Below are 23,713 nucleotides of genomic sequence, written 5' to 3' on the forward strand. Positions count from 1 at the left end.
GCGGCGACCCCTGGGTGCCGCAGAAAGCCGAGTACCCCCGAAAAAGCCTTTCAGCCCGCTCCGGCACCACGATGGGGAAAGCCTCAGAAACCGGTCATGAAATGAGCCGCTCGTTCCGCGACGGCGAGGACCGTCGCGTTGGTCGGCGCCGACACGATCGACGGCATGACCGAGGCATCGGCGACACGCAGTCCCTCGACGGACCGGACCCTCAACTCCGGGTCCACCACGGCCAGTTCGTCGGTGCCGATCCGGCAGGTCCCCACGGGTTTCCGGGGCCGGAGGAAAGGGATCTGGAGGAGAAGGGGCACCGGCGCTCCCCCGGGCGGCCGGTGCCCCCGCTCCCCTCAGCTCATCGGGTCAGGTCAGCGGCGGTGCGCGCCGCAGCGGGCGGCGTGCTCCACGGCAGCGGCCATGGCCTGCTGGCCCTGGGCGTTGGGGTGGGCGGGCGCGGTCGGCGCCGGCGCGACCAGGGGTTCGATCCAGCGCTCGCCGGCCGGCTTGCACATGTCGTGTCCGACCGACGGGGTGTAGGTGTCGACGTACGCCGCGCCGTTCGCCGCCGCCCGGTTCGCGAGCATCGCGTTGAGCTTCTTCTCGGTGTCCCGCAGATAGCCGAAGTCACCGGCGGCGAGCGGCACGGCCGAACTGGTGCAGCCGACCCCGTCGTCCGGGAACAGGTCGGGATACCCGACCACCAGGACCTTGGCATACGGAGACCGCTGCCGTACGGCGTCCAGCGCGGCGGTGATCCTGGGCGCGATGTCGTCGACGCGCTGCGCCAGCTGGTCGGTGCCGTCGCTGGTGAAGAAGGTCTGGCACGGGTTGCCCGTCGGGTTCTTGGCCGTGAGTCCGGCGCAGGTGGCCAGATCGTTGGAGAAGCCGAGGTCGTTGCCGCCGATGGTCAGGGTGACCACGTCCGTGTCGGCGCGGAGCGCGTCCAGCTGCGGTGGCTGCGCGTCCTGGGATCCGGCGAGGTCCGCCGTGGTCGCGCCCGAGCAACTGACGTCTGTCAGCTGCCAGTTCCTCGCCGCCGCGAGGAGGGACGGGTAGTTCTGGTTGGACCGCGCGCACGCGGCGTCGACCTGGGTCGGGATGCCGGGGCCGGAGGCGTAGGAGTCGCCCAGCGCGACGTAGTTCACCGTCGTACGCGCGGTGGGTGTCGCGGCGTTCGCCGCTGTCGCCCCCGCGGCGGACAGGGCCATCGCGCAACACGCCACCGTGGCGCCTCGCAACAGGCCGCGCCGGCCCGGAGATCGCTCGCTCTGCTTGTTCAAGTCCATCCATTCGTCGGGCCCCCGGGTCGTTCGTCGAGTCATTGCTCAACCCGCTCGTCGAGTCACTCCGCCAACTGGTGCCGGGTGCGGGGGCGTTGTGCTGGCGAGACGTCAAACGGCGGGCGTACCAAGGAGGTTCACTCCAGGGGCAGAGCCCTATTGGTTGTGGCTGCGCCGGAGGTGGGACTCGGCATAGGCGTGGGCCCGGAAGGCGAGGACGGGGTCGTCGGAGAGCTGGATGCCGGCGGTGACGCGGGCGGGGTTGAAGGCCTGCGTGTTCCAGGAGTCCTGGTCGTCGGCGGGTGCGGTGAGCTCCAGGCGCCCGGCGGTCACCTCCTTGCGGTGATCGGGCCAGACGGTGCTGGGATCGTGGGTGGGGTCGTCGGGTTCGGCGAGCTGGATCCGCAGGTCGAACGCCACCGGTGTGTGCTTCAGGCGCCGGTGCAGTTCGTCGGTGAGGTAGTGGGCGGTGCGGGTGGCCGCGTCGGCGGTGGTGAGTTCGGCGCGTCCGGCCTCCGGTTCCCAGCGGTAGCGCACGGGGCGCCTGGTGCCCTCCGCGTCGACCCAGATGAAGGCATGGATGGCCCAGTAGGCGGCGGAGGCATAGCTGACGGGGATCGGCGGCTGCTGCCCGACGGCTTCGGCCAGGTGGGGATGGGCGCCGACGAACGCGTGCACGCGGGCCGGGTCGGGCTGGTGGGTCACGGGGTCGGGGCGCAGGGCCTCGGTCAGCTCCAGGAATTCCTTGGGCGTCGAGGCGACGAACCGGGGGACGGTGAGAGCGATCAGGTCCGTGTCACCGCCGTCGTGCAGGTGGAAGCGGACGGCCATGCCCCGGGTGACCGGGGCGGTGTCGGGCGTGTGCGGATTTCCCTCGGAGTTCGAGAACCGCACGGTGGCCGGCACCGGCCGCGTCTGCAGATGCGCGGCCGTGGTCAGCGCGGCCGCGGCCCCGGTGGGCGTGAAGGTGGCCCGGAACCCGACTCCCCGGGCACTGGAGCGGCGGTATCCGGGGTACCTCCCGCTCATCCGCTCCATGCTGTCGACGACCCGGACAGCCAGGGTCTGATCTGCGGAACTGCTTGCCATGTCATTCCTTAGAAGCCTCAGAAGGCGAACCAGTCACGGAGGGCGCGGACCGCCCTCGGACGAGCCGTTCGCAGGACTCGTCGCATGCCGTCTACGGGGCACTCCATGACCCGGTTCACTGTCGGAGGCGGGTTCATCGACGCGACGGACGGGCGGCCGGCCGAGGTGGAGAAGGTGGCCTCCGAACTCGTCTCGTACGACCTCCGGGCCACCGTCGCCGATCTGCGCGGGGTGGTCCTGGCCGGCCAGGCACGCCACGGCGAGGCCGAGAGCGCCTTCCGAAAGGTCTGGTCGGCACCGACCTCTCCCCGAAACCGCAAGGCGGTAGCGGGACTTGGGCTCGCCGCGTTTGTGCGGCCGTCGCACCCGGAGAGTCCCGGGGATGCCGACCTGCGCGGTGTCCTCGGCGAGGTCGGGCGGGTGACCGATCCGCTCGTGGAGCCGCTCGCCCGGAACGCGCTCGGCTGTCTTCTGGCCGACATCACCGAGGGGCGGCGCGCGGTGCCGACGTGGAGGTATCCCGTCCACGAGCGGCTGTCGGGTTCGCCGAACGGGCAGCGTGGGTGCGGGACTTGGGGGGCGGTCGATCAGCGGTGCCGGCCAGGGCCGTTCAGCACTCCGGTGAAACCGGCCAGCAGGGAAGGGTTGTCGGAGAGCCAGGCCCGCACGTGCTCCGCCCCGATCGCGCCGCTGGGACCGGACTTGAAGTAGGCGTCCAGCTGGTCCAGCAGGGCACCCACCGCTCGACGGGCCAGCGGCTCGCGTACCCGGTCGAGCGCCTCGGCCGCGCGGTCCATCCACCGCCGCGCGTCGCCGGACGCCGTAGGGGTGGGCGGCCCGAACGTCGTCACGGCCACCAGGCCCACGGCGGACATCGCTCTGCGGTCGAGCGGCGCCGTAGGGCTGTCCCAGACGTCGGCGAAGATCGTCCGCGCCTCCGCGAAGCGCTCCGCGTGGAACGCCAGCGCTCCGCGCAGGATGGCCGCCGCGGCCCGGAGGTCGTCCGCGCTCAGTTCGTCCGCGAGCCGGACCACCTCCGCGAGCCGGTGCTCGGCCGGCGCGACCGCGCCCTCCGCGATGTCCAGGCACACGATCCGCAGCGCGGCGTACGCGTACTGACCGCGCGCGCCGAGGGAACGGAGGAGGCCCGCCGCCTCGGTCCAGTGCGCGCGGGCGCGGTCGCGCAGGCCGGCGCTCTCGTCCGCGTCGCCGCGCAGCGTGAGGGTGCAGGCCCGGGCGAAGTCGTCGCCGGAGGCGCTCGCCGCCGAGACGGCGGCCCGGCCGTGATCGCGGGCGCCGTCGATGTCGCCGAGCTGGAGGCAGTACGTCGTCCAGTTGATCAGGAGGATCGCTCGCTCCCAGTGGAACTCGGTGCCGGCCAGGCCTTGTTCAGCCCGAACGAAAAGTTCCTCCACGTCGGCCCGGCCGTTCAGCATGGCGTGGAGCGGCTCGTAACAGGGGCCCAGAACGGCGAGGTCGGGGTTCTTCGCGCGGCGCCAGGCCGTCTTGTACCGGTCGATGAAGTGGCCGCCCTCCGCGTACCGGCCGACGACATGGTTGAGCCAGACGAGCCAGGCCAGGGCGTAGAAGAGTGCCCATTCGTCCTCGTCGCTGGGCTCTGCGGCGGCGAGTTGGCCCTCCGCGGCGTCGTAGGCCCGCAGGCTGCGCTGGAGGCGGTCGATGCCTTCTTCCTCGCGGCCGCTGATGATCCAGTAGCTGCCCCGCCGCGCTTCCAGCGACAGGGCCTGAGCGGCTCTCGACCGGGTCGGCATCAGGTCCGAGGCGGCCCTGATGTTGGCGGACTCCGCGGTGTGCCGCCGGATCAACTCCCCTTGGTCGACAAGGGCGTTGGCGTCGGTGTTGTCGCGCACGAAACGCAGGGCCCATGCCATGAAGCGTTCCTCCGCCTCGGCGGCCCTTCCTTCGTCCCGGAGCCGGTCCAGCGCGTACTCGCGGACCGTCTCCAGCATCCGCAGCCGGCTTCCGTCGGGCGTCGAGACGGTGAACAGGAGGGATTTGTCGACGAGTTGGGCCAGCACCTGCAAGATCTCGTTCCGGTCCGCCGCATGCGGGGTGATGGCCGTCTCCGCCAACTCGACGGAGCAGCCGCCGACATACAGGGCGAGTTCGGTCAACACCCGCTGCTCGGCGGGGTCCAGGAGGGCGTAGCTCCAGTCGAGGACGGCACGCAGGGTGCGGTGCCGGGCGGGCGCGGTCCGTTTGCCCTTGGCCAGCAGGGCGAAGCGGTTGTCGAGGCGGAGTTCGATCTCGCGGACCGGCAGCAACCGTACGTGCGCGGCGGCGAGTTCGACGGCGAGCGGCAGTCCGTCCAGCCTGCGGCAGAGCGAACGGATGTCGTGCATCGCCGTCTCGTCCGCGGTGAAGGACGGGTCGATCATGACGGCCCGGGTGCTGAACAGGACCGCGGCCTCACCGTCGGGCATCGGCGCCAGCGGACACAGCGCTTCGCCCGCAACTGCCAGCGGGGCTCTGCTGGTTGCCAGGACGGTCAGCGCGGGACACCGGCCGAGCAGGACCGCCACGAGCGGGGCGACCGCGTCGAGCAGATGCTCACAGTTGTCGAGCACGAGCATCGCCCGACGCCCGGCCAGGAACGAGGTGAGCCGCCGCATGTAGTCGTGCGGCGGCTGGTCCGGCCGGACCGACGCGTCCGTCAGCCCCAGGGCTCCGGCGATCGCCGCGAGAACACCCGCGCTGTCGGCCGAGGCCAGATCGACCCACCACACCCCGTCGCACGACGGCTGCACCAGCGCACACGCCTCCAGCGCGAGCCGGGTCTTGCCGACCCCGCCCGGTCCTACGACGGTCACCAGCCGCTCGCGTACGAGGGCCGCGAGCAACCCGTCGAGCTCCTCACCGCGGCCGACGAAGGGGCCGAGGGGGTGGTCCGGGCCGCCTTCGCCGGGCGTCGGGCGGGCAGCGGAGGGCGCCGGGGACAGCCGTACGGACTCCGCGGTCGCCGTCCCGGGAGACGGGTCGCCCGCCAGCAACGCCTCGTGCAGGGACTGGAGTTCGGGGGATGGGTCGGCGCCCAGTTCGGACCGCAACAGGCTGCGGCCCGCTTCGTAGACGTCCAGGGCCTCGGCGTGACGTCCGCAGCGGTGGAGCGCGAGCATCAGCCGTGCCCGGGACCGCTCGCGCAGGGGCGCCGCGGCCACAAGTGCCGTGAGTTCGGGGACCAGTTCGGCCGCGCGGCCGAGTTCGAGACCCGCGGCGCCCGCGTCCTCCTGTGCGCTCAGGCGCAGTTCCTCAAGGCGCAGGCGCTCGGCGTCGAAGACCCGGCCCTTGAGGTCGTCCAGCGCGCGGCCCCGCCACAGCGCGAGTCCCTGCCGGAGAACGTCTTCCGCCTGCCGGTACGCCCCTGCCGCCAGATGCTCGCGTCCCTCGCGGACCGCCGTCTCGAAGCGGACCGTGTCGAGCTGGTCCTCCGCCCCCAGAGCGAACCGGTATCCCCCGTACTGCGACTGCAGCCGCCCCTCCCGGCCCCGCGTCGCGAGCGCCGCGCGCAGCTTCGTCACCTGGACCTGGAGGGCGTTGACCGGGTCCTTCGCCTCGCGCTCCTCCCACAGCTCCTCGATGAGGGTGTCGCGGTGCACGACCGCTCCCCCGGCCAGCAGCAGCCGGCCGACGATCGCGCGGGACACGGCGCCCGGAAGAGCGACGGCACCGCTCCCGTCGGCCAGCTCCAGGCGGCCGAGCAGGCGCAGGTGCAGGGCGTCGTCGTTCATGTGTCAGCCTTCATCGGCGGTTCCGATGCCCGGAACCGGGGTTCCGAGCATGCCCGAGACCGTACGAGGCAGGCGGTGGTTACCCGCAAGGGCTATTGGTACCCATTGGGTACTATTGCGGCATGACCAAGACATCGGGCCTCTGCGACGACCCCAAGAGCGTCTACTCCGCCGCCTGCCCCTGCCGCGACATGCTAGACCTCCTCGCCAACAAGTGGAGCGCCCTCGCGCTCGGCGCCCTTGAGGACGGACCCCAGCGCTTCGGCGCCCTGCGCGGCCGGCTGCAGGGCGTGAGCCCCAAGGTCCTCACCCAGACACTGCGCCGCCTGGAGGACTACGGCCTGATCGACCGCCGGATCTACGCGGAGGTGCCGCCCCGCGTCGAGTACAGCCTGACCCCGCTCGGCAAGGACGCGTGCGCTCCGCTGTCCCATCTGCGCAGCTGGGTGGAGCAGAACATCGACCGGTTCCCGGAATCGGCCTGATCCCGCGACACTCGGGACACGAAAAACTCCCCTCACCTCGATGGTTTCTTTTGGGAAGCAGGAGCCCTTGATGGTTACTACCTCCCGATAGGTACCTTGCGGTCGTGGCCGCCGATCCTCGTCGGTCCACCGCACGAGTCGAGGAGATCCCTGATGAGCGAGACCTGGAAGTCGGCGACGATGCCCGCCGTCGCCTACCGCAAGAGCCTGCCGATCGACGACGCCGAGAGCCTGGTGGACGTCGAACTGCCCGTGCCGCAGCCGGGTCCGCACGATCTGCTGGTCCAGGTCGAGGCGATCGCGGTCAACCCCGTGGACTACAAGGTCCGGCAGAGCAACGACCCGGGCGGCGACCTCAAGGTGCTCGGCTGGGACGCGGCCGGCACGGTCGCCGCGGTCGGCGAGCAGGTGGAGCTGTTCGAGGTCGGCGACGAGGTCTTCTACGCCGGCGCGATCGACCGGCCGGGCGCCAACTCGCGCTTCCACACCGTCGACGAGCGCATCGTCGGCCACAAGCCCCGCACGCTCTCCTTCGCCGAGGCGGCGGCGCTGCCGCTGACCTCCCTCACCGCGTGGGAGGGTCTGTTCGAGCGCCTCGGCCTGCGCGAGGGCCTCGCGGAGGAGACCGGCACGCTGCTGGTGACCGCGGCGGCGGGCGGCGTGGGCGCCATGGTGGCTCAACTGGCCCGCGCCCTCACCGGTTTGACCGTGATCGGCACCGCCTCCCGCCCGGAGACCGTCGAGTTCGCGCGCCGGATGGGCGTGACGCACGTGGTCGACCACCATCAGCCGCTGCCCGCACAGGTGGCCGAGGTGGCGCCCGGCGGGCTGGACCACATCTTCGGCACCGCCGGCACGGACCGGAACCTCGGCGCGTACGCCGACATGCTCAAGCCGTTCGGCGGGATCGTCGCCATCGACGACTTCGGCCCCGTGGAGATCGGCCTGCTCAAGGCCAAGAGCATCTCCTTCCACTGGGAACTCATGTTCACGCGCTCGCTGTTCCAGACCCCTGACCAGGTGACGCAGCACCACATCCTCGACCGGATCGCCTCGCTCGTGGACGAGGGCATCCTGCGGACCACGGCCACCCAGGACCTCGGCACGATCAACGCCGCCCACCTGCGCGAGGCGCACCGCATCCTGGAGTCCGGCAGCACCATCGGCAAGGTGACGCTCACCGGATTCTGAGCTCCGTGTGAACCTCCCACTTCTCCGCCCCGTTTACAGAGCGGACGGAGAACAGGCCATCTCGTAACCATCGAAAGGTGACGGGCATGCAATTGACGAGGTTCACACAGGAACAGAGAATCGGCCATGTGCTCAGCTGGGCACACGAATGGAACGGGACGCGGCGAGGACGAAGTATGTGGGCGTACTCGCTGAGTCTCGGAGGTTCCCATGCACTGCTGAACGATTGGGTGAACAACGAGCGGCTGATGAATCGCCTCACTCCGGAAGAGAGGAGTGCGGTCGAGGAAGCGCGCCGACGGGCGACTCGGCGTGAAAGCGCTGCGGATTCCTCGGATTCCGCGGATTCCTCGCAACGGGTGGCTCAGTAGCCCGGGACACCCGTACGCCGAGTACCGCATGAGAAAGGGAGCGCCGAGACTTTCGGCGCTCCCTCTCCGCGTTCCGGGCGGGCGTCGCGCTCTTTCAGCGCCGCCGGCTGCTGCCGCTCACGGCGTGTACCCGCGCTCGACCAGCGCGGCACGCAGGGCCCTGAGGGCAAGGTGCGTGCGGGACTTGACCGTGCCCGGCGGTATGCCCAGCGTCTCCGCCGTGCGGGCCACGGACTGGTCCAGGAACTCGACGTGGACGAGGATCTCGCGGTGCTGCAAGGTCAGGTCCGCCAGGGCCTCGCGCACGATCTTCTTGGTGAGCGCCGGGTCCATGGACTCCGGGCCGGGCATGTCGTTCAGCGCGGTGTCGACCGTCTCCGGCGGCCGGGCCTTCCGCGCACGGTAGCCGTCGATGACGAGGTTGCGGACGACCGTGACGAGCCACGGCCGGATGCCCTCCGCCTCGGGATCGAGGATGTCGGCGTTCTGCCAGGCCCGCAGGACCGCCTCCTGGACCAGGTCCTGGGCCTGGTGACTGTCGCCCCAGAGCAGCCCGGTGGTCACCCTCAGCAGGAACACACCGTGCTTGTCGTAGACGGCGCGGATGAACGCCTCGTCGCGCGCCCTGTCACGGGTTCCGCCGGTCCCGTCCGGCTGGGTGTCCTGGATCGCTGTGTTGTGCCTCATTGCCACGTTCCCCCGATGCGCCGCGGGTCGATGCGCGGCGCGCCAATTCGTTGAAAGCTGAACGGGGAAACCTTCGAGGGGACCGCTTGCCGGTGGCTTAATGTCCGCTTGCCCGGCCCGCGCCTGCGAGGACAGCGGCAGGAAAGGCGCAGGAAAGCGGCCGGCACCCGGGACTCCGTCGGCCGGAGCCCCGCGTGCCGGGACGCTCAGGAGTTGTTCACTCCCGGTCGGGGCTCCGGGCCAGGGCGGCTCGGACCGCCGCCTCCCGCAGCGCGGGGAGCTTGCCGGACCAGTTGCCCACCATGTCCTCCGCGGGCAGTCGCCGGACGGCGGCGAGCGCGGTGCGGATCTCGTCCACGTCTTCCGCACACGCCGGACACTCGCGTACATGTCTGTCGACGCATACGGCCTCTCCGGAATCGAGGGCCGCCATGGCATAGGCGGCCAGTCTGGCTCTTTCCTGTTCGCATTTCACCGTGCGGTCTCCTGGAATCACGCCGGTATTCCGGCGGCTCGGCTGCTCCACGACTCGACGGCTCTGCGCCGGCGTACCGGCGGAGTGCTATTCCGGAGCGACGTTGTGGTTGTTGACCCGGAACAGATTGCGCGGGTCGTAATGCCTTTTGAGAACACGCAGCCGTTCCAGGTCGTCGGCGGTGAACACGTTCTCCGCCCGGTCGTCACGGCCCGCGAAATTCGTGTACGTGAGACCTGTGGACCAGGGGCTCAGGCGTTCGACCATCCCACTCAGCATGGCCATCCCGGCGTCGACGATCTCCGGCGGTCCGACGGTCGCTCCCCACACGTTGAACTCGGCGTCCCGGGCGGCGATGGGACTCGCCGCGACCGGCCGGTCCGCCAGCGCCCCGCCGAGCTGTCTGATCTCCAGGACGGTGAGAAGCCCGCCGGCCGCCAACTGGGCGCTCTCCACAAGGGAGTCGACGGCCTGCGCCGGCAACTCGGCCAGCAGGGCGCCCTGTTCCTCGTACGGGAAAGGGTCGGCCGGGTCGGTGTGCACGATCGGGAACGCGCCGTAGGGATGGCGGCCGATCGTGTCGAGTATCCCCTCGCCGATGGCGCGGAACGGCGCGATGAGCTTCTCGGCCTCCTCGTCGGAGCCGAGGTGGGTGACCCGGACGTGCGCGAGGAAGCGGCCCCGCAGTGGTTCCGGAATCTCCGGTACCGGCGGGAAGTTGAGCAGTGCCACGGAGCAGGTGAAGGTGTTGGGCGCGTCGCGGACCACCTCGGGGAAGGCGCGGACGACGGCCTCGACGTTGTCGGCGGGGAAGTAGATTCCGCCGCCGTAGAAGGACGTCACGGGGAAGAGCCGGATCTCCAGCTCGGTCACGATCCCGAAGTTGCTGCGTCCGCCGCGCAGGCCCCAGAACAGCTCCGGTTCCAACTCCGGGGAGACGCGGCGCAGTTCACCGTCCGGTGTGACGACCTCGATCGCCACGACGTGGTCGGCGGCCCAGCCGTAGGAGCGGCCGAGGAACGGGCTGAGGCCGCCGCCGAGGGTGAAGCCGACGGCTCCCACCAGTGGGCTGGAGCCGTTCAGCGGTGCCAGTCCTTCCGCCTGAGCGGGCTCCACGACGTCGGACCAGAGCGCGCCCGCGGCCACCCGGGCCACGCCACGCTCGGCGTCGATCTCGACCGTACGCATCGCGCGGGTCGTGACGAGCAGGAAGTCGTCCGCCGCGGGGAACGGCTGGTGCCCGGTGGCCATGACCCCGACGGGCAGGTCACGCGCGGCGGCGAAGGCGACCGCGGCCCGCACATCGGCGGCGCCGGCCGCCGCGACGACCAGACAAGGCCGTTGCCGCGAGCGCAGGTTGAAGCCGGCGACCGCCTCCGCGTAGCCCGCGTCCTCGGGGGCGAACACGGATCCCTCGATCCGCTCGGCCAGTTCGGCGACGGTGTCCTCCCCGAGAACGATCCGCCCCTGGTACTCGGTCATGGTGCTGTGCCTTTCGTCGGAGAACTGGCCCTGGCCGACGGTCACTTGGCACGGAGGCATCCCGGAGGACCAGGTGCCGTCTGGTCGCTGCTACGGCGCACACCCCGAAGAGGTTCACGGTCCGCGCACGGTTCGTCGCAGGACCTGTCGGCGACCGCTCAGCTGAAGGCGGCCAGCACGGAGGGGCTGTCCGCGAGCCAGTCGCACGCCCGGTTCGTGCCGTCCGGCCTGTTCGTCCCGGGCCGGTGGCCCCGGTGGTGGGCTTCCAGCCTGTCCAGCAGCACGCCCACCGCGTGCCGGGCGAGCGGTTCGCGCAGTCCGGCGTGGGTCTGGCGCCCTCGGTCGATCCAGGCCCGCGCGTCGTCCGGGGCGGTGGGGCTCTGCGGGCCGAACGTCGCGATGACCGCGAGTCCGACGAGCGAGACCGCTCGGCGGTCGGGCGGTGCCGCCGGGCAGGACCAGACATCGTGGAAGATCCGCTCCGCGTACGCGAAGCGACCGTCCCGGACCGCCAGTACTCCGCGCAGGTTGGCCACGGCCGCCCGGAGATCGTCGGCGCTCAGTTCGTCGGCGAGCCTGCTCACGTCCCCGAGTCGCTGCCCGGCCAGGGCGAACTCCCCCTCGGTGATGTCCAGGCAGACCAGCCTGAGCAGCACATACGCCCACCGGGTGCGCGCCCCGACGGCACGGAGGATGCGGGCCGCCTCGGTCCACTGCTCACGGGCCCGGGCGCGGAGGCCGTCGCTCTCGTCCGCGTCGCCGCAGAGCGTGAGGGAGAAGACCCGGGCGAAGTCGTCGTCGGCCGCGCGCGACGCCGCGACCGCGATCAGCCCGTGCCGGCGGGCCCCGTCGACGTCCCCGTGCTGCAGGCAGTAGGTCGACCAGTTCGTCTGCAGGACCGCCCGGTCCCAGTGAAACGCCGTGTCCACCACGGCGGCCTCCGCCTCGGCGAAGCGTTCTTCCACGTCGTCGTGTCCGTTGAGCATGGCGTGGAGGGCGTCGTAGCAGAGGCCCAGGACGGCGAGGTCGGGGTTCTTCGCGTACTGCCACGCATCCTTGTGCCGCTCGACGTAGGAACCGGCTTCCATGTGGTGTCCGGCGACGTGATGGAGCCAGGTGAGCCAGGTGATCGTGTGGAAGAGCGCCCACTCGTCCTCCTCGGTGGGCTCCTCCTTCCGCTGGTCCGCTGTCGCGTCGTAGGCCTGGAGACTGCGTTGGAGCCGGTCGATGCCCTCTTCCTCGCGGCCGCTGATGAACCAGAAGTAGCCCAGCCGCGCCTCCAGCAGCAGGGCCTCGGTCGGCCTGGACCTGGCCAGCATCAGGTCGGATGCCGCCCTGATGTTGGCGGACTCCTCGGTGAGGCGTCTGGTCCACTCCCGCTGGTCGCGGGAGGAGAGTCCCGCGCTGCCGTCCCGGACGAAGCGGGCGGCCCATGTCATGAGGCGTTCCTCGGCCTCCGGCGCCCAGCCCTCCTCGCGGAGTCGGGTGAGCGCGTACTCGCGGACCGTCTCCAGCATCCGCAGGCGGTTCCCGTCGGGCGTGGCGACCGGGACGAGAAGGGACTTGTCGATCAACTGGCCCAGGACAGGCAGCAGTTCGGCGCTGTCCGGGCCGGGCAGCGGAGTGGCCGTTTCCATGAGTTCGAGCGAGCAGCCGCCCACGTAGAGGGCCAGTTCCGTCAGGAGTCGTTGTTCGGTGGTGTCGAGGAGGGCGTAGCTCCAGTCGAGGACGGCGCGCAGGGTGCGGTGTCTGGCGGGCGCGGTGCGCTCCCCCTTGATGAGCAGGGTGAAGCGGTTGTCGAGGCGGGCCTCGATGTCCCGGACGGTGAGGAGACGGACGTGCGCGGCGGCGAGTTCCACCGCCAGCGGCAGTCCGTCGAGCCTGCTGCACAGGCGCCGGATGTCGTGCAGCGCGGCCGCGTCCGGGGCGAAGGACGGGTCGATCATGGCGGCCCGGGTTCCGAACAGGACCGCGGCCTCCTCGTCCGGCATCGGCGCCAAGGGGTACAGCACCTCGGCCTCCACCTCCAGCGGTGATCTGCTGGTGGTCAGGACGGTCAGTGCGGGGCAGCGGGCCAGCAGCGTCGCCACGAGCGGGGCGACGGCGTCGAGCAGGTGCTCGCAGTTGTCGAGCGCGAGGACGGCGGAGCGGCCGGCCAGGAACGAGGTGAGCCGGTGCACGTAGTCGTGCGGCGGCTGGTCCGGCCGTACGGAGGTGTCGGACAGGCCGAGCGCGGAGGCGACCGCCGCGAGCACGTTCGTCTCGTCGGCGGGGGCCAGGTCGACCCACCAGACGGTGCCGCGGGACGCCGGGACCAGCGCGCACACCTCCAGTGCCAGGCGGGTCTTACCGACGCCTCCCGGACCCAGCACGGTCACCAGCCGCTCGCGGTCGACGACGTCGGACAGCGCGGTCAGCTCCTTGCGCCTGCCGACGAACGGGCCCAGCGACCGGCTCAGGTTGCCTTCGCCGGAGGCCGGCGGGACATCCGTGCGCGGCGAGGACGGCCGGTCGGACAGGGAGGCCGGCCCGTGCAGCGCCGGATCGTGCGCTTGAGGAGACGGCTCGTGACCCTGGAGCGTCGGATCGTGGCGGAGTATCGCGGCGTGCAGGGAGCGCAGCTCCTGCGAGGGGGCGGCCCCGAGCTCGGACTTCAGCAGCCGGCGGCCCGTGTCGTAGACCTCCAGGGCTTCCGCGAACCGGCCGCAGCGGTAGAGCGCGAGCATGAGACGGGCGCGGGACCGTTCGCGGAGGGGTGCGAGGGACAGCTGGGCGGTCAGTTCGGGGATCAGTTCCTTCGCAAGGCCGAGGGCGAGGCCCGCGGTGGCGGCGTCCTCCAGGGCGCCCTGCCGGAGATCCTCAAGGCGGGTCCGCTCGGTCTCGAAGGCGCGTCCCTCCAGGCCGTCCAAGGCGCGGCCCCGCCACATCGACAGCCCCAGCCGCAGCTCGCTCTCGGCCTTCTCGTACTCCTCCGCCGCGAGATGCTCACGGCCCTCGCGGACCACGTCCTCGAAGGCGCACACGTCGATCTCGTCCTCCGGGGCCAGGACGATCCGATACCCGCCGTGGTCGAACATCAGGCGGTCCTCCTCGCCGCGCGCCGCGAAGGCGATGCGCAGCTTGGCCATCTGGACCTGGAGCGCGCCGACGGGGTTCTTGGTCGTGCGCTCCTCCCACAGTTCCTCGACGAGGGTGTCGCGCTGTACGACCGCTCCGTGGGCGAGCAGCAGCCGTCCCACGATCGCCCGGGACACGGCGCCGGGAGGGGTGACCGCGCCGTTGGCGGTCATCAGCTCCAGGCGGCCGAGCAGTCGAAAACGCATGACCGCCATCCTGCCGTGACCGGCCGCCGGCCCCGAAGGGCTCGTCGGCGCGTCGCGAGGTGAACGATCCGGGCCCCGGTGGTGAACCAAGTCGTCGGACGCGCCGTAGGCGTCAACGTTCACCGTCGTCGACGCGGGCACGAGGAGCGGAAATGATCCGGAACATCGTCCTCTTCAAGATCAATGAAGGTCTCACGCGCGAGTCGCCCGAGGTGAGAGAGGGATTCGAGCTCGTGAAGAACCTCGACCGGGAGATCCCCGAGATCCGCCAGTGGGAGGTCGGATGGCACGTGTTCGACGAGACGCCCGCCTCCTACGACTTCGCCGTGAACAGCCTCTTCGACGACACCGCCGCCTTCCAGCGGTACTTCAACCACCCCGCGCACCTGGCCGCCATCGCCCACTGGATGCACCACGCTTCCTGGGTGGTCGTCGACCTCCACGTCTAGGGGCCCGGGGAGGCCGGAGTGGCGGGCCGATCGCCCTGCCGCCAGGCTGACGGCAGACGTATCGGCAGGCAGAACGGACAGACGCGACAAAGGGACTGGTTCCACATGCAGATCGATCTCACGGGACGCACCGCCCTGGTGACGGGCTCGACGCAGGGCATCGGCGCGGCGATCGCCGCCGGACTCGCGCGCTCCGGCGCCCGCGTGGGGGTGAACGGCCGGAACGAGCAGCGGGTCGCGGAGGGTGTGGAACGGCTGGCTGCCGAGGTACCCGGCGGGGCCTTCGTTCCCGTGACCGCCGACGTGGCCGACGAGGAGGGCGCCCAGCGCGTCCTGGAAGCGCTGCCGGAGGTGGACATCCTCGTCAACAACCTGGGCATCTTCGGCTCGGCCGACCCGTTGGAGATCAGCGACGAGGAGTGGCGGCGCTACTTCGAGGTGAACGTGCTGGCCGCGATCCGGCTGACCCGCATGTACCTGCCGGGGATGACGGAGCGCGGCCGGGGCCGGATCCTGAACATCGCCAGCGACTCGGCGGTCGTCATCCCGGCCGAGATGATCCATTACGGCATGTCCAAGACCGCGCTCCTCGCGGTGAGCCGCGGCTTTGCGAAGCAGGCGGCGGGCACCGGGGTGACGGTGAACTCGGTCATCGCCGGCCCCACCCACACCGGCGGCGTCGAGGACTTCGTCTACGAACTCGTCGACCGCGACCTGCCCTGGGACGAGGCCCAGCGCGAGTTCATGCGGAAGCACCGGCCGCAGTCCCTCCTGCAACGGCTGATCGAGCCCGAGGAGATCGCCCACATGGTCGTCTATCTCAGCTCCGACCAGGCTTCGGCCACGACGGGCGGGGCGCTGCGCGTCGACGGCGGCTACGTCGACTCGATCCTGCCCTGACCTGCCTCGAACCACGTGGGTGCGTCGGCCAGGGTCTGCTTGATCCGGAACAGCTGGTGATCGCTGAGTTCGGGCAGCGCGTCCAGCTCGAACCAGCCGACCTCCAGCGACTCGTCGTCGTTGACGGCCGCCTCACCGCCGACGGCCCGGCACTGCAGGGTGATGTCCATGAACTGGCAGGCGTCGCCGTTGGGATAGCTGATCGGTCCCCCGGCCTTGACCATGACGACCCGTTCCGCGACGCACTCGACGGCCGTCTCCTCGAACACCTCGCGCACCGCGCAGACGGCGGGCTGCTCACCGGGCTCGGGGATGCCGGAGGGCAGCGCCCACTCGTGGTTGTCCGCCCGCTTGCCCAGCAGGACGCGACCCGCGTCGTCGAAGACGACGGCGCTGACCCCGGGAAGCCAGAGCAGCTGATGCCCCGCGGAGGCCCGGATCGTACGGATGAAATCGGGAGTAGCCATGCTCCGACCCTAACGGGACGATCCATGGCCACTCCACCAACTGCCGTGCGCACGGCGGGCGTACAGCAGGCGTACGGCTACACGTCGCCCGCGCGCCGCCCGCGCACTCCGGCGGCGATCGCCCAGCCGAGGCCTCCGGCGGCGATGAGCACCAGGGCCATCTCGGGCAGGATGCCGAGCTTGGTGGCCGGGGTCTCCGAGGAGCGCAGCGGCACCTTCTGGACCAGGGAGTCGGCGACGAACATGCCGGTCTTCTGGGTGATCTTCCCGTCCGGCATGATGATCGCGCTGACCCCGCTGGTCACCGGGACGGTGACGGTCCGGCTGTGTTCGACCGCGCGGACCCGGGACATGGCGAGCTGCTGGTAGGTCATCTCGCTGCGGTCGAAGGTGGCGTTGTTGCTGGGTACGGAGATCAGCTGGGCGCCGTCGGTGACCTCGGAGCGCACGGCCCAGTCGAAGGCGGCCTCGTAGCAGGTGACCAGGCCGATCTTGGCGCCGTTCATGGTGAAGACGCCCGGCTTGGTGCCCCGGCTGAAGTCCTGGCGGACCATGCTGGTCCAGTTCTTGTTGATCGCCCCGAGCAGCGAGCGCATCGGGAGGTACTCGCCGAACGGCTGGATCTGCCGCTTGTCATAGGTGTCGGTCGGGCCCTTCACCGGGTCCCAGAGGATCTGCTCGTTGTAGAGCTTGCCGCCCCGCTCGACGACACCGCCGACCGAGATGGGCGCGCCGATCGCCTTGGCCGCCGCGTCGATGTCGGTGTACGCCTGGGCGTCGGCGAAGGGATCGACGTCAGAGGAGTTCTCCGGCCACAGGACGACGTCGGGCTTGGCGACCTTGCCCGCCCTGACCTTCGCGGCCAGTCGCAGCGTCTCCTTGACGTGGTAGTCGAGCACGGCCCGCCGCTGGGCGTTGAACTCCAGCCCCGCGCGCGGGACGTTGCCCTGGATGACCGCGACCGTCGTGGTGCCGTCCTCGGCCTTGTCGCTGACCAACCCCCGCGCGGCGACCGCGCCGACCACCGGTACGGCCACGCTCAGCAGCGCCACGGCCGCGGCGGACCGCCGTACGACACGGGTCTGCCGGCTCTCCAGGGCCAGCCGCACGATCTCGTACAGGCCGAAGCCGCACAGGACGACCGCGAAGCCGAGGACCGGGGTGCCGCCCACCGCGGCGAGCGGCAGGAAGACGCCGTCCGCCTGGCCGAACGCGATCTTGCCCCAGGGGAAGCCGTGGAAGGGGACACGCGCGCGTACCGCCTCACCGGCGATCCACAGCGCCGCCGCCCACAGCGGCCAGGCGGGGAGCTTGGACACCGCGGTGACGGCCGCGCCGACCAGCGCGACGAAGATCGCCTCGACCAGGACCAGGGCGAGCCAGGGCCCGGGGCCGACCTCGACGCCGGTCCACACGAGCAGCGGCAGCAGGAATCCGAGGCCGAAGAGATAGCCGAGCCCGAGTCCCGCCTTCCAGCTGCGGCCGCGCAGCACCCACCCGAAACAGGCGAACGCGGGCAGCGCCAGCCACCACAGGGTGCGTGGCGGGAAACTGACGTAGAGCAGCACTCCGGAGAGCGCGGCTACGGCGGCCGGAACCAGACGGACGAGGCGGGCGAGGCGCGCTGTGGGCGCGGCCTGTGGCTCCAGCTGGTCCGACTCGTCCGCGGAAGTTGCGGTGACGGTCACTCCCGGAGTGTACGGCGGTCGCCTTTGGTCCCGACAGCACGGTCCGGACGGCGGCGCAGGGCACTGAGCAGGGCCGCAGCAACATCGTTTCTGCGCAACTCGTCCACAAATCGGTCATCAGCCGTTACGGTGTGCCGGAGCCCCTGTCGTGCGGTCGGTCCAGGCCAGGACGGCCGGGGCCGGTCACGGGTCGGGGAGGCCCGGTTCAGGGGGCGGCGGGGTGGGTTCCACGGGGATGGCGTCGGCGACCGGTCCGGACGCCGACAGTGAAAGACGAAACGTTTCGGACGCGGTGGGCATCGCGGTGCTCGGATCGTGTGCCGCGTGGTCGCTGATCACCGCCGCCATGCACGACGGCCGCCCCGAGGGCGTGCTGCTCGCGGTTCTCGCGGTCGCCGCCGGTTACGCGTCGGGGCGCATCTCCGGGGCGCTCGTGCCGGTCGCCGCGCCCTGCGTGGGGGCGCTGGCCGGGCTCGGTCTGGCGCTGGCCGAACCGCATCTCGCCCCGGGCCCCCAGTTCGCCGTCCCGCTCGGCCACGCCGGTGCGAGCGCGGCCCTGCTGACTCTGGCCGCGGGTGCCGCGTGCTGCTCCGCCTGGGCCGCCTCGGCACCGGCCCTGCGGTTCGCGCTGCGGCTGCTGGCGGCCGGGATCACGGTCACCGCGGCCGTCCTGGGCTCGGTCACGGGATTCGTCCTGTGCACGGCGGTACTGCTGTGCTCGCTCGCCGCCGGCCGGATGCACCGTCGCGGTCTCGGCATCGCGGGCCTGGGTCTGGCCACGGCACTGGTGACGGGGGCGACCTGGGCCGTCGCCGGAAACGTGCTCCCGGACGGACTGACCGCGTCCCTGGAGGGCCAACTGACCCCGCACCGCGTCCAGTTGTGGCAGGACGCCCTGCACATGGCGCACCGGGATTCCGCCCTGGGGGTGGGTCCGGGGCGCTTCGGAGAGCTGAGCAACGCGGCGGCCGAGGCCCTGCTGCCGGACGGCAAACCGCACTCCGCACCGCTTCAGCTGGCGGCCGAGCAGGGAATCGTCGGCGTGCTCCTGCTGGCGGCGGCCTACGTCTGGGTCCTGCACGCGCTGTGGCGCACCACGCGCTCCACCCCGATCGCGCTCACCGCCGCCGCCGCGCTGACCGGGCTCGCGCTCATCGCCTCGGTCGGCAACGCGCTGAGCTTCACCTCGGTGTCCGTCGGCGCCGGTTTCCTGGCCGGGCTGGCCACGGCCCACCCGATCGCCGACGACGCCTCTCACCCCGTGCCGGACGCACACGCGCGTGGCGACCGACTGGCCCCGTGACGGACGAGAGAGGGGGTCAGAGCACCGCGCCGGGCCTGGGCGGCGCCAGCCGGTCCGTGATGATCCGTACGGCCGCCTCCGCGTTGTCCACGGTGATCGTGAACGTGTGCCCGTCCCACAGCCGCAGGACGATGCCCTCGCCACGCCGTACGACGACCGCGGTGCCCTTCTCGGGCCGCCAGCGGTAGCCCCAGCCGCCCCATTGGCGCGGGGTGACGTGCGGGGCGAACTCGGCGCCCGCGACGCTCGCGAGGGGGATGCGGCGGCGCGGCACACCGATGTGGCCGCAGCGCACTTCGAGGGACTCCGTGTCCACCTTCAGGCCGACGTGCACGAAGGCGAGCGTGCCGAACAGCATGAGCAGTCCGGCCGCGATGCACCCGACGACGGACATGACGAGCGGGGCGATGCCGGACGTCCAGGTGGAGTCCACGGCCAGCTCGATGCCGAGCGCCATGCAGGCGGCACCGGCGAGCGCCAGCAGCCACTGGAACCGGTTCGTCGCGCGTCCGGTCCAGATCTCGGTCTGCGGGAAGGTTTCGTCGCGGGGGTGGTCCCTCATGCCTACGAGACTACTCAGGTTTCGCTGCGCGGGTACGGCGTTGCGGAGGGTGACCGTTTTGTGGGGCGACACGGTGTACGCACAGGGTTCGGTGCGTCGCCGTGGTCAGTGGGCGGGGCTGACGGCCCGCAGGAGTCGGCCCTCGGCGTAGACCGACGCGGCGGCGGGCAGCGCGCCCTCGCGGCCGTTCAGGAGCACCGTGACGGTGCCGTCGGGCAGCACCTCCGGGGCGGGCTTTTCACCGATCCGGCGCAGCGCCTGGGCGGCCACCGCGTCGGCGGAGCCGTGCAGGACGAGCGGGGGGCGGTCGGGGCGCTGAACTGCGGCGCGGATGCGCTCGGCGACCAGTTCGTAATGGGTGCAGCCCAGGACAACGGTCGTTACATCGTCGGGGGTCAGCTCGGCGGCCGCGGCGACGGCGGCGTCGATGGCCGTCTCGTCCCCGTGCTCCACGGCCTCGGCCAGTCCCCAGCACGGGACCTCGGTCACCGCGACACCGTCCGCGAAGTCCTTGATGAGGCCGCGCTGGTAAGGGCTGCCGGTGGTGGCGGGCGTCGCCCAGATCGCGAAGGGCGTGCCACCGGCGGCGGCCGGCTTGATCGCCGGAACCGTGCCGATGACCGGGATGCCCGGCTCCAGGTGCTCACGCAGCACCGTCAAGGCATGCACGGTCGCGGTGTTGCAGCCGATGATCAGGGCGTCGGGCCGGTGCGCGGCGGCGGCCTCGGCGATGGCCAGCGCGCGCTGGGCGACGTCCTCCGGAGTCCGCGGCCCGTAGGGCATGCCCTCGGGGTCCAGGGAGAGCACGAGATCCGCGTCGGGGCGCACACGCCGTACCGCCGCGGTGGCCGACAGAAGGCCGATTCCGGAGTCAATCAGCGCGATCTTCACCCGGCCACGATAGACGATGGCCTCGGTGGATCCGCTGCCGTGGGGCAGACTGCGCCCGTGAGCGCCATCGTGTGGATCGCCGCCGGATCACTCGCCGCCTGGCTGTGGCTGCTGTTGTGTCAGGGCTTCTTCTGGCGCACGGACATCAGACTCCCGGCCCGCACCGACCCGGACGACTGGCCGGCGGTCTGCGTGGTCGTCCCGGCACGCGACGAGGCCGCCGTACTCCCCGAGAGCCTGCCGTCGCTCCTCGCCCAGGACTATCCCGGGCGGGCGGAGATCTTCCTTGTGGACGACGGCAGTTCGGACGGCACCGGGGAACTGGCCCGCGCGCTGGCGTCCCGGCACGGCGGGCTGCCGCTGACCGTGGACTCTCCCGGCGAACCGCCGGCCGGCTGGACGGGCAAGCTGTGGGCCGTACGCCACGGCATCGGGCTGGCACGCGCGCGTGACCCCGAGTATCTGCTGCTGACGGACGCGGACATCGCGCATGCCCCGGACAGCCTGCGGGAGTTGGTGGCGGCGGCGCGCACCGGCGGCTTCGACGCGGTGTCGCTGATGGCGCGGCTGCGCGTGGAGAGCCTGTGGGAGCGGCTCGTGGTGCCGGCGTTCGTCTACTTCTTCGCGCAGCTGTATCCGTTCCGCCGGATCGGCAGGCGGTCTGCGCGGACGGCGGCCGCGGCGGGCGGTTGCGTCCTGCTGCGCGCCGACGCGGCCGAGCGGGCGCGGATCCCGGACGCGATCCGGCAGGCGGTGATCGACGACGTGGCGCTCGCGCGGGCCGTCAAGGGCGGCGGGGGCCACATCTGGCTGGGGCTCGCCGAGCGGGTGGACAGCGTGCGCCCGTATCCCCGGCTGCACGACCTGTGGCGCATGGTCTCGCGCAGCGCCTACGCGCAACTGCGGCACAACCCGCTGCTTCTCCTGGGGACCGTCGTAGGCCTGGCGCTTGTCTATCTGGTGCCGCCGGTTGCCCTGTTGGCTGGTCTGGCCGTGGGGAGTACGGCGACCGCAGTGCTCGGCGGTCTCGCGTGGCTGGTGATGACAGGGACGTACATCCCGATGATCCGCTACTACGGGCAGCCGCTCTGGCTCGCTCCCCTGTTGCCGTTCACCGCGTTTCTGTACCTCCTGATGACCGTCGATTCGGCGGTGCAGCACTACAGGGGACGCGGTGCGGCCTGGAAGGGCCGTACGTACGCGCGTCCGGACGCCGTTGTCGGCGAGGAGAATTGAGGGCTCACTTGCGACCCGGGGTCCAGTTCATGCCCCACCCGTAGACGCGGTCGACGGTCCGCTGCGGGCTCACGCCGCGATCCGGGACGAGGTAACGGGCCTCGCGCTGGACGACGAGATCGCCTCCGGTGTTGGTGATCAGGGCGAGCGCGCACACCGTGGAGGGCACCGTGCACTCGTCGAGCGAGAAGTCGATCGCGCCGCCGTGCTGCGGCTGGAGGGTGACGGTGGCGTGCAGGTCGGCGAAGGAACGGGCGCCTTCGTAGATGGTCACGAAGACGAGGATGCGCCGGAAGTCCTTGATGTGGTCGAGGTTGATGGTGAGGTTCTCGCCGCTCGCCGACGCGCCGCTGCGGTCGTCGCCGTCGAGGTGGATGTACGGGGGCCGCTGCAGGGAGCCGAACGCGTTGCCGAGGGCCTGGACGACGCCCTTGCGGCCGTCGGCGAGTTCGTACAGGGCGCACAGGTCGAGGTCGAGGTCCGCGTGCATCGCGACCGCACGGCCACGCTTGCTGCCCCAGCCCGAGAACTGCTTGCGCACCTCCCAGTTGAGGTTCACGCGCATGGCGCCCGAGGTGCCGCCCTGCTTGGTCAGGGAGACCGAGGGGGCCGCCTTGGTGAGCGTCACCTTGGAGAGCCGCACGGGGGCCGCCGAAGGCGGCGGGGGCGGGCTCACCGGGGGCTGCACGGTCACGGGCGGCCGGACCGGCGGCGGCAGGTTCACGGGCGGCCCGGAGGGCGGCGGCATGGTCACCGCCGGACCGGACGGCGGCGGCATCGTCGCGGCCGGTGCCGTCTGCTGCGGTTCGTCCACGGTGATGCCGAAGTCCGTTGCCAGGCCCCCGAGTCCGCTGTCGTAGCCCTGGCCGACGGCCCGGAACTTCCAGGCGCCCTGGCGGCGGTAGAACTCGCCGAGCACGAAGGCCGTTTCGACGGTCGCGCCTGTGCTGTCGAAGCGGGCGACCGCGGTGTTCTGTACGGCGTCCCGGACCTCGATGTACAGATCGGGGACCCGGCCGAACGTTCCGCCGTCCGCGGAGGCGGCGAGGACGATGCGGTCGACGGCGGGCTCCACGCGCGCGAGGTCGACGAGCAGGCTGTCGGTCACCCGGTCGCCGGCGGTGTTCTTGCCCTCGTGGCGGACCGCGCCGGAGGAGTGCGCGGGCTGGTTGTAGAACACGAAGTCGCCGTCGGAACGCACCTTGCCGCCGACCAGCAGCAGGGCCGAGGCGTCCGCGTCCGGGACGCCGGGTCCGGACCGCCAGCCCAATTCGACGCGCAGTGCCGTCGTCGGCACCGGAACATTCGATCCCTTCGGCATCGACATGTCTGCCCCCCTCACGTGTCCCGTGCCAGGGCACACCCCGGCAGCCCATCGGGTGTCTACCCGCACAACCTATTCCCCGGGGCGGCGAACGCCCATCAGAGGCGCGTCAACACCGTCGGCCAACCGCTGGTAACCCGCCGGGAACTAGGCTTTTACCCGATCCGAACACGGGTTGATGCCCTTTTTTGACAAGTTCGCTCGCATTGGGGATCCCGTGCCACCCCCGACACGGAAAACAACCCTCTAATCGGTCTCCCCAACCAGCACATCGTGGGCTTAACTTATGTGCCATGACCTCCCCCCGCTCCACTTATGGCGGCGGCTACTACTCCGCCTCCTTCCCGGACACCCCGATCTACGACTCCCTCGTGGCCGAGCGGGGTACCCCGCAGATCGCCCCGATCCGGGTCCCCGCCGCGTACGACATGCCGGGGAGCAACCTGCCGGCGCTGCCGTCGGCACTGCCCGCCCTCCCGGCGGGTCCCTCGCAGAACTACGGCTATCCGCAGGCGCAACAGCCCTCGCCCCTGCAGCAGGCGCCCGCCGCCTACATCCCGCAGCAGGCCCCGCCGCGCGGTTACCCCGGCCAGCAGCAGCAACAGCAGCCGCGCCCGATGGCGGCTCCGGCCGGCTACGAGGCGATGCGTCCGGCGGCTCCCCGCCCGGCACCGGCGCCGTACCAGCAGGACCCGTACAACAATCAGCAGCAGTACCGCGGCGGTTACTGATCCGCACCCTGCGTTGTCGGTGCCGCCTGGCAC

The 23,713-nt window shown here is 71.3% G+C and carries 19 protein-coding genes and 1 pseudogene; 7 read left to right on the forward strand and 13 right to left on the reverse strand.

The window, feature by feature from the left end; genetic code table 11:
* Window positions 1–83: 83 nt before the first annotated feature.
* The 4 genes and pseudogenes from ACIBK4_RS38450 to ACIBK4_RS38465 all read right to left on the reverse strand — a co-directional run.
* A pseudogene (locus ACIBK4_RS38450) lies at window positions 84–269 on the reverse strand (GMC oxidoreductase); the annotation flags it as partial.
* Between the two features lie 96 nt (window positions 270–365).
* On the reverse strand, window positions 366–1,283 hold the full coding sequence (locus ACIBK4_RS38455; RefSeq protein ID WP_399002944.1) for an SGNH/GDSL hydrolase family protein: 918 nt from the start codon (window positions 1,281–1,283) through the stop codon (window positions 366–368).
* Window positions 1,284–1,433: 150 nt separating this feature from the next.
* Window positions 1,434–2,366 (reverse strand): catalase family peroxidase, encoded by a 933-nt coding sequence (locus tag ACIBK4_RS38460; protein WP_399002645.1) that lies wholly within the window; start codon window positions 2,364–2,366, stop codon window positions 1,434–1,436.
* Window positions 2,367–2,953: 587 nt separating this feature from the next.
* Window positions 2,954–6,115: an AfsR/SARP family transcriptional regulator gene (locus ACIBK4_RS38465; protein WP_399002647.1), complete on the reverse strand. Its 3,162-nt coding sequence runs from the start codon at window positions 6,113–6,115 to the stop codon at window positions 2,954–2,956.
* A gap of 191 nt (window positions 6,116–6,306) precedes the next feature.
* On the opposite strand from ACIBK4_RS38465, the gene ACIBK4_RS38470 reads away from it, so the two are divergent.
* Together ACIBK4_RS38470 and ACIBK4_RS38475 are read left to right on the forward strand one after the other, a co-directional pair.
* Window positions 6,307–6,600, forward strand: a complete 294-nt coding sequence (locus ACIBK4_RS38470; protein WP_399002946.1) for a winged helix-turn-helix transcriptional regulator — start codon at window positions 6,307–6,309, stop codon at window positions 6,598–6,600.
* Between the two features lie 153 nt (window positions 6,601–6,753).
* On the forward strand, window positions 6,754–7,791 hold the full coding sequence (locus tag ACIBK4_RS38475) for a zinc-binding alcohol dehydrogenase family protein (RefSeq protein WP_399002649.1): 1,038 nt from the start codon (window positions 6,754–6,756) through the stop codon (window positions 7,789–7,791).
* A 488-nt stretch (window positions 7,792–8,279) separates the two neighbouring features.
* Here the strand turns inward: ACIBK4_RS38475 and ACIBK4_RS38480 are convergent, their stop codons facing one another.
* The 4 genes from ACIBK4_RS38480 to ACIBK4_RS38495 all read right to left on the reverse strand — a co-directional run bounded on the left by ACIBK4_RS38480 (window position 8,280) and on the right by ACIBK4_RS38495 (window position 14,129).
* Window positions 8,280–8,849 (reverse strand): sigma-70 family RNA polymerase sigma factor, encoded by a 570-nt coding sequence (locus ACIBK4_RS38480; protein ID WP_399002651.1) that lies wholly within the window; start codon window positions 8,847–8,849, stop codon window positions 8,280–8,282.
* A gap of 217 nt (window positions 8,850–9,066) precedes the next feature.
* Window positions 9,067–9,207 carry a hypothetical protein gene (locus ACIBK4_RS38485; RefSeq protein ID WP_399002653.1) on the reverse strand — a complete coding sequence of 47 codons (141 nt, stop codon included), beginning with the start codon at window positions 9,205–9,207 and terminating at the stop codon, window positions 9,067–9,069.
* A gap of 204 nt (window positions 9,208–9,411) precedes the next feature.
* Window positions 9,412–10,806 (reverse strand): FAD-binding oxidoreductase, encoded by a 1,395-nt coding sequence (locus ACIBK4_RS38490; RefSeq protein WP_399002655.1) that lies wholly within the window; start codon window positions 10,804–10,806, stop codon window positions 9,412–9,414.
* Between the two features lie 158 nt (window positions 10,807–10,964).
* Complete coding sequence (locus ACIBK4_RS38495; protein WP_399002657.1) at window positions 10,965–14,129, reverse strand: AfsR/SARP family transcriptional regulator; 3,165 nt, start codon at window positions 14,127–14,129, stop codon at window positions 10,965–10,967.
* A gap of 152 nt (window positions 14,130–14,281) precedes the next feature.
* On the opposite strand from ACIBK4_RS38495, the gene ACIBK4_RS38500 reads away from it, so the two are divergent.
* A complete protein-coding gene (locus ACIBK4_RS38500) occupies window positions 14,282–14,578 on the forward strand; it encodes a Dabb family protein (RefSeq protein WP_366430240.1) in 297 nt (98 codons plus the stop codon).
* Window positions 14,579–14,683: 105 nt separating this feature from the next.
* Window positions 14,684–15,478 carry an SDR family NAD(P)-dependent oxidoreductase gene (locus tag ACIBK4_RS38505; RefSeq protein ID WP_399002659.1) on the forward strand — a complete coding sequence of 265 codons (795 nt, stop codon included), beginning with the start codon at window positions 14,684–14,686 and terminating at the stop codon, window positions 15,476–15,478.
* Here the strand turns inward: ACIBK4_RS38505 and ACIBK4_RS38510 are convergent.
* Window positions 15,454–15,945: an NUDIX hydrolase gene (locus tag ACIBK4_RS38510; RefSeq protein ID WP_399002661.1), complete on the reverse strand. Its 492-nt coding sequence runs from the start codon at window positions 15,943–15,945 to the stop codon at window positions 15,454–15,456. The genes ACIBK4_RS38505 and ACIBK4_RS38510 overlap by 25 nt on opposite strands.
* A 77-nt stretch (window positions 15,946–16,022) precedes the next feature.
* Complete coding sequence (gene lnt / locus ACIBK4_RS38515; RefSeq protein ID WP_399002663.1) at window positions 16,023–17,633, reverse strand: apolipoprotein N-acyltransferase; 1,611 nt, start codon at window positions 17,631–17,633, stop codon at window positions 16,023–16,025.
* 235 nt (window positions 17,634–17,868) lie between these two features.
* On the opposite strand from lnt, the gene ACIBK4_RS38520 reads away from it, so the two are divergent.
* Window positions 17,869–18,936, forward strand: coding sequence for an O-antigen ligase family protein (locus ACIBK4_RS38520; protein ID WP_399002948.1), 1,068 nt, complete (start codon window positions 17,869–17,871; stop codon window positions 18,934–18,936).
* Window positions 18,937–18,952: 16 nt separating this feature from the next.
* On the opposite strand, the gene ACIBK4_RS38525 is transcribed toward ACIBK4_RS38520, so the two are convergent.
* Window positions 18,953–19,498 (reverse strand): hypothetical protein, encoded by a 546-nt coding sequence (locus tag ACIBK4_RS38525; RefSeq protein ID WP_399002665.1) that lies wholly within the window; start codon window positions 19,496–19,498, stop codon window positions 18,953–18,955.
* Window positions 19,499–19,603: 105 nt separating this feature from the next.
* Window positions 19,604–20,389, reverse strand: a complete 786-nt coding sequence (locus ACIBK4_RS38530) for a glutamate racemase (RefSeq protein ID WP_399002667.1) — start codon at window positions 20,387–20,389, stop codon at window positions 19,604–19,606.
* A gap of 69 nt (window positions 20,390–20,458) precedes the next feature.
* Here ACIBK4_RS38530 and ACIBK4_RS38535 point away from each other — a divergent pair, with 69 nt between their 5' ends.
* Complete coding sequence (locus ACIBK4_RS38535) at window positions 20,459–21,625, forward strand: glycosyltransferase (RefSeq protein WP_399002950.1); 1,167 nt, start codon at window positions 20,459–20,461, stop codon at window positions 21,623–21,625.
* A gap of 4 nt (window positions 21,626–21,629) precedes the next feature.
* Here ACIBK4_RS38535 and ACIBK4_RS38540 read toward each other — a convergent pair whose 3' ends face one another.
* Window positions 21,630–22,946, reverse strand: coding sequence for a TerD family protein (locus ACIBK4_RS38540; protein ID WP_399002952.1), 1,317 nt, complete (start codon window positions 22,944–22,946; stop codon window positions 21,630–21,632).
* Between the two features lie 296 nt (window positions 22,947–23,242).
* Here ACIBK4_RS38540 and ACIBK4_RS38545 point away from each other — a divergent pair, with 296 nt between their 5' ends.
* Window positions 23,243–23,680 carry a DUF6643 family protein gene (locus tag ACIBK4_RS38545; RefSeq protein WP_366430233.1) on the forward strand — a complete coding sequence of 146 codons (438 nt, stop codon included), beginning with the start codon at window positions 23,243–23,245 and terminating at the stop codon, window positions 23,678–23,680.
* Window positions 23,681–23,713 lie beyond the last annotated feature (33 nt).

Origin of the sequence: Streptomyces sp. NPDC050528 (assembly GCF_044457795.1) — a bacterium.
In the GTDB taxonomy this organism is placed as follows: Bacteria; Actinomycetota; Actinomycetes; order Streptomycetales; family Streptomycetaceae; genus Streptomyces.

Excerpts from the sequence above, each read along its gene's own strand:
- ACIBK4_RS38455 (WP_399002944.1), bottom strand. The coding sequence starts at position 1,283 with ATGGACTTGAACAAGCAGAGCGAGCGATCTCCGGGCCGGCGCGGCCTG.
- ACIBK4_RS38460 (WP_399002645.1), bottom strand. The coding sequence starts at position 2,366 with ATGGCAAGCAGTTCCGCAGATCAGACCCTGGCTGTCCGGGTCGTCGAC.
- ACIBK4_RS38465 (WP_399002647.1), bottom strand. The coding sequence starts at position 6,115 with ATGAACGACGACGCCCTGCACCTGCGCCTGCTCGGCCGCCTGGAGCTG.
- ACIBK4_RS38470 (WP_399002946.1), top strand. The coding sequence starts at position 6,307 with ATGCTAGACCTCCTCGCCAACAAGTGGAGCGCCCTCGCGCTCGGCGCC.
- ACIBK4_RS38475 (WP_399002649.1), top strand. The coding sequence starts at position 6,754 with ATGAGCGAGACCTGGAAGTCGGCGACGATGCCCGCCGTCGCCTACCGC.
- ACIBK4_RS38480 (WP_399002651.1), bottom strand. The coding sequence starts at position 8,849 with ATGAGGCACAACACAGCGATCCAGGACACCCAGCCGGACGGGACCGGC.
- ACIBK4_RS38490 (WP_399002655.1), bottom strand. The coding sequence starts at position 10,806 with ATGACCGAGTACCAGGGGCGGATCGTTCTCGGGGAGGACACCGTCGCC.
- ACIBK4_RS38495 (WP_399002657.1), bottom strand. The coding sequence starts at position 14,129 with ATGCGTTTTCGACTGCTCGGCCGCCTGGAGCTGATGACCGCCAACGGC.
- ACIBK4_RS38500 (WP_366430240.1), top strand. The coding sequence starts at position 14,282 with ATGATCCGGAACATCGTCCTCTTCAAGATCAATGAAGGTCTCACGCGC.
- ACIBK4_RS38505 (WP_399002659.1), top strand. The coding sequence starts at position 14,684 with ATGCAGATCGATCTCACGGGACGCACCGCCCTGGTGACGGGCTCGACG.
- ACIBK4_RS38510 (WP_399002661.1), bottom strand. The coding sequence starts at position 15,945 with ATGGCTACTCCCGATTTCATCCGTACGATCCGGGCCTCCGCGGGGCAT.
- ACIBK4_RS38520 (WP_399002948.1), top strand. The coding sequence starts at position 17,869 with ATGGCGTCGGCGACCGGTCCGGACGCCGACAGTGAAAGACGAAACGTT.
- ACIBK4_RS38525 (WP_399002665.1), bottom strand. The coding sequence starts at position 19,498 with ATGAGGGACCACCCCCGCGACGAAACCTTCCCGCAGACCGAGATCTGG.
- ACIBK4_RS38540 (WP_399002952.1), bottom strand. The coding sequence starts at position 22,946 with ATGCCGAAGGGATCGAATGTTCCGGTGCCGACGACGGCACTGCGCGTC.
- ACIBK4_RS38545 (WP_366430233.1), top strand. The coding sequence starts at position 23,243 with ATGACCTCCCCCCGCTCCACTTATGGCGGCGGCTACTACTCCGCCTCC.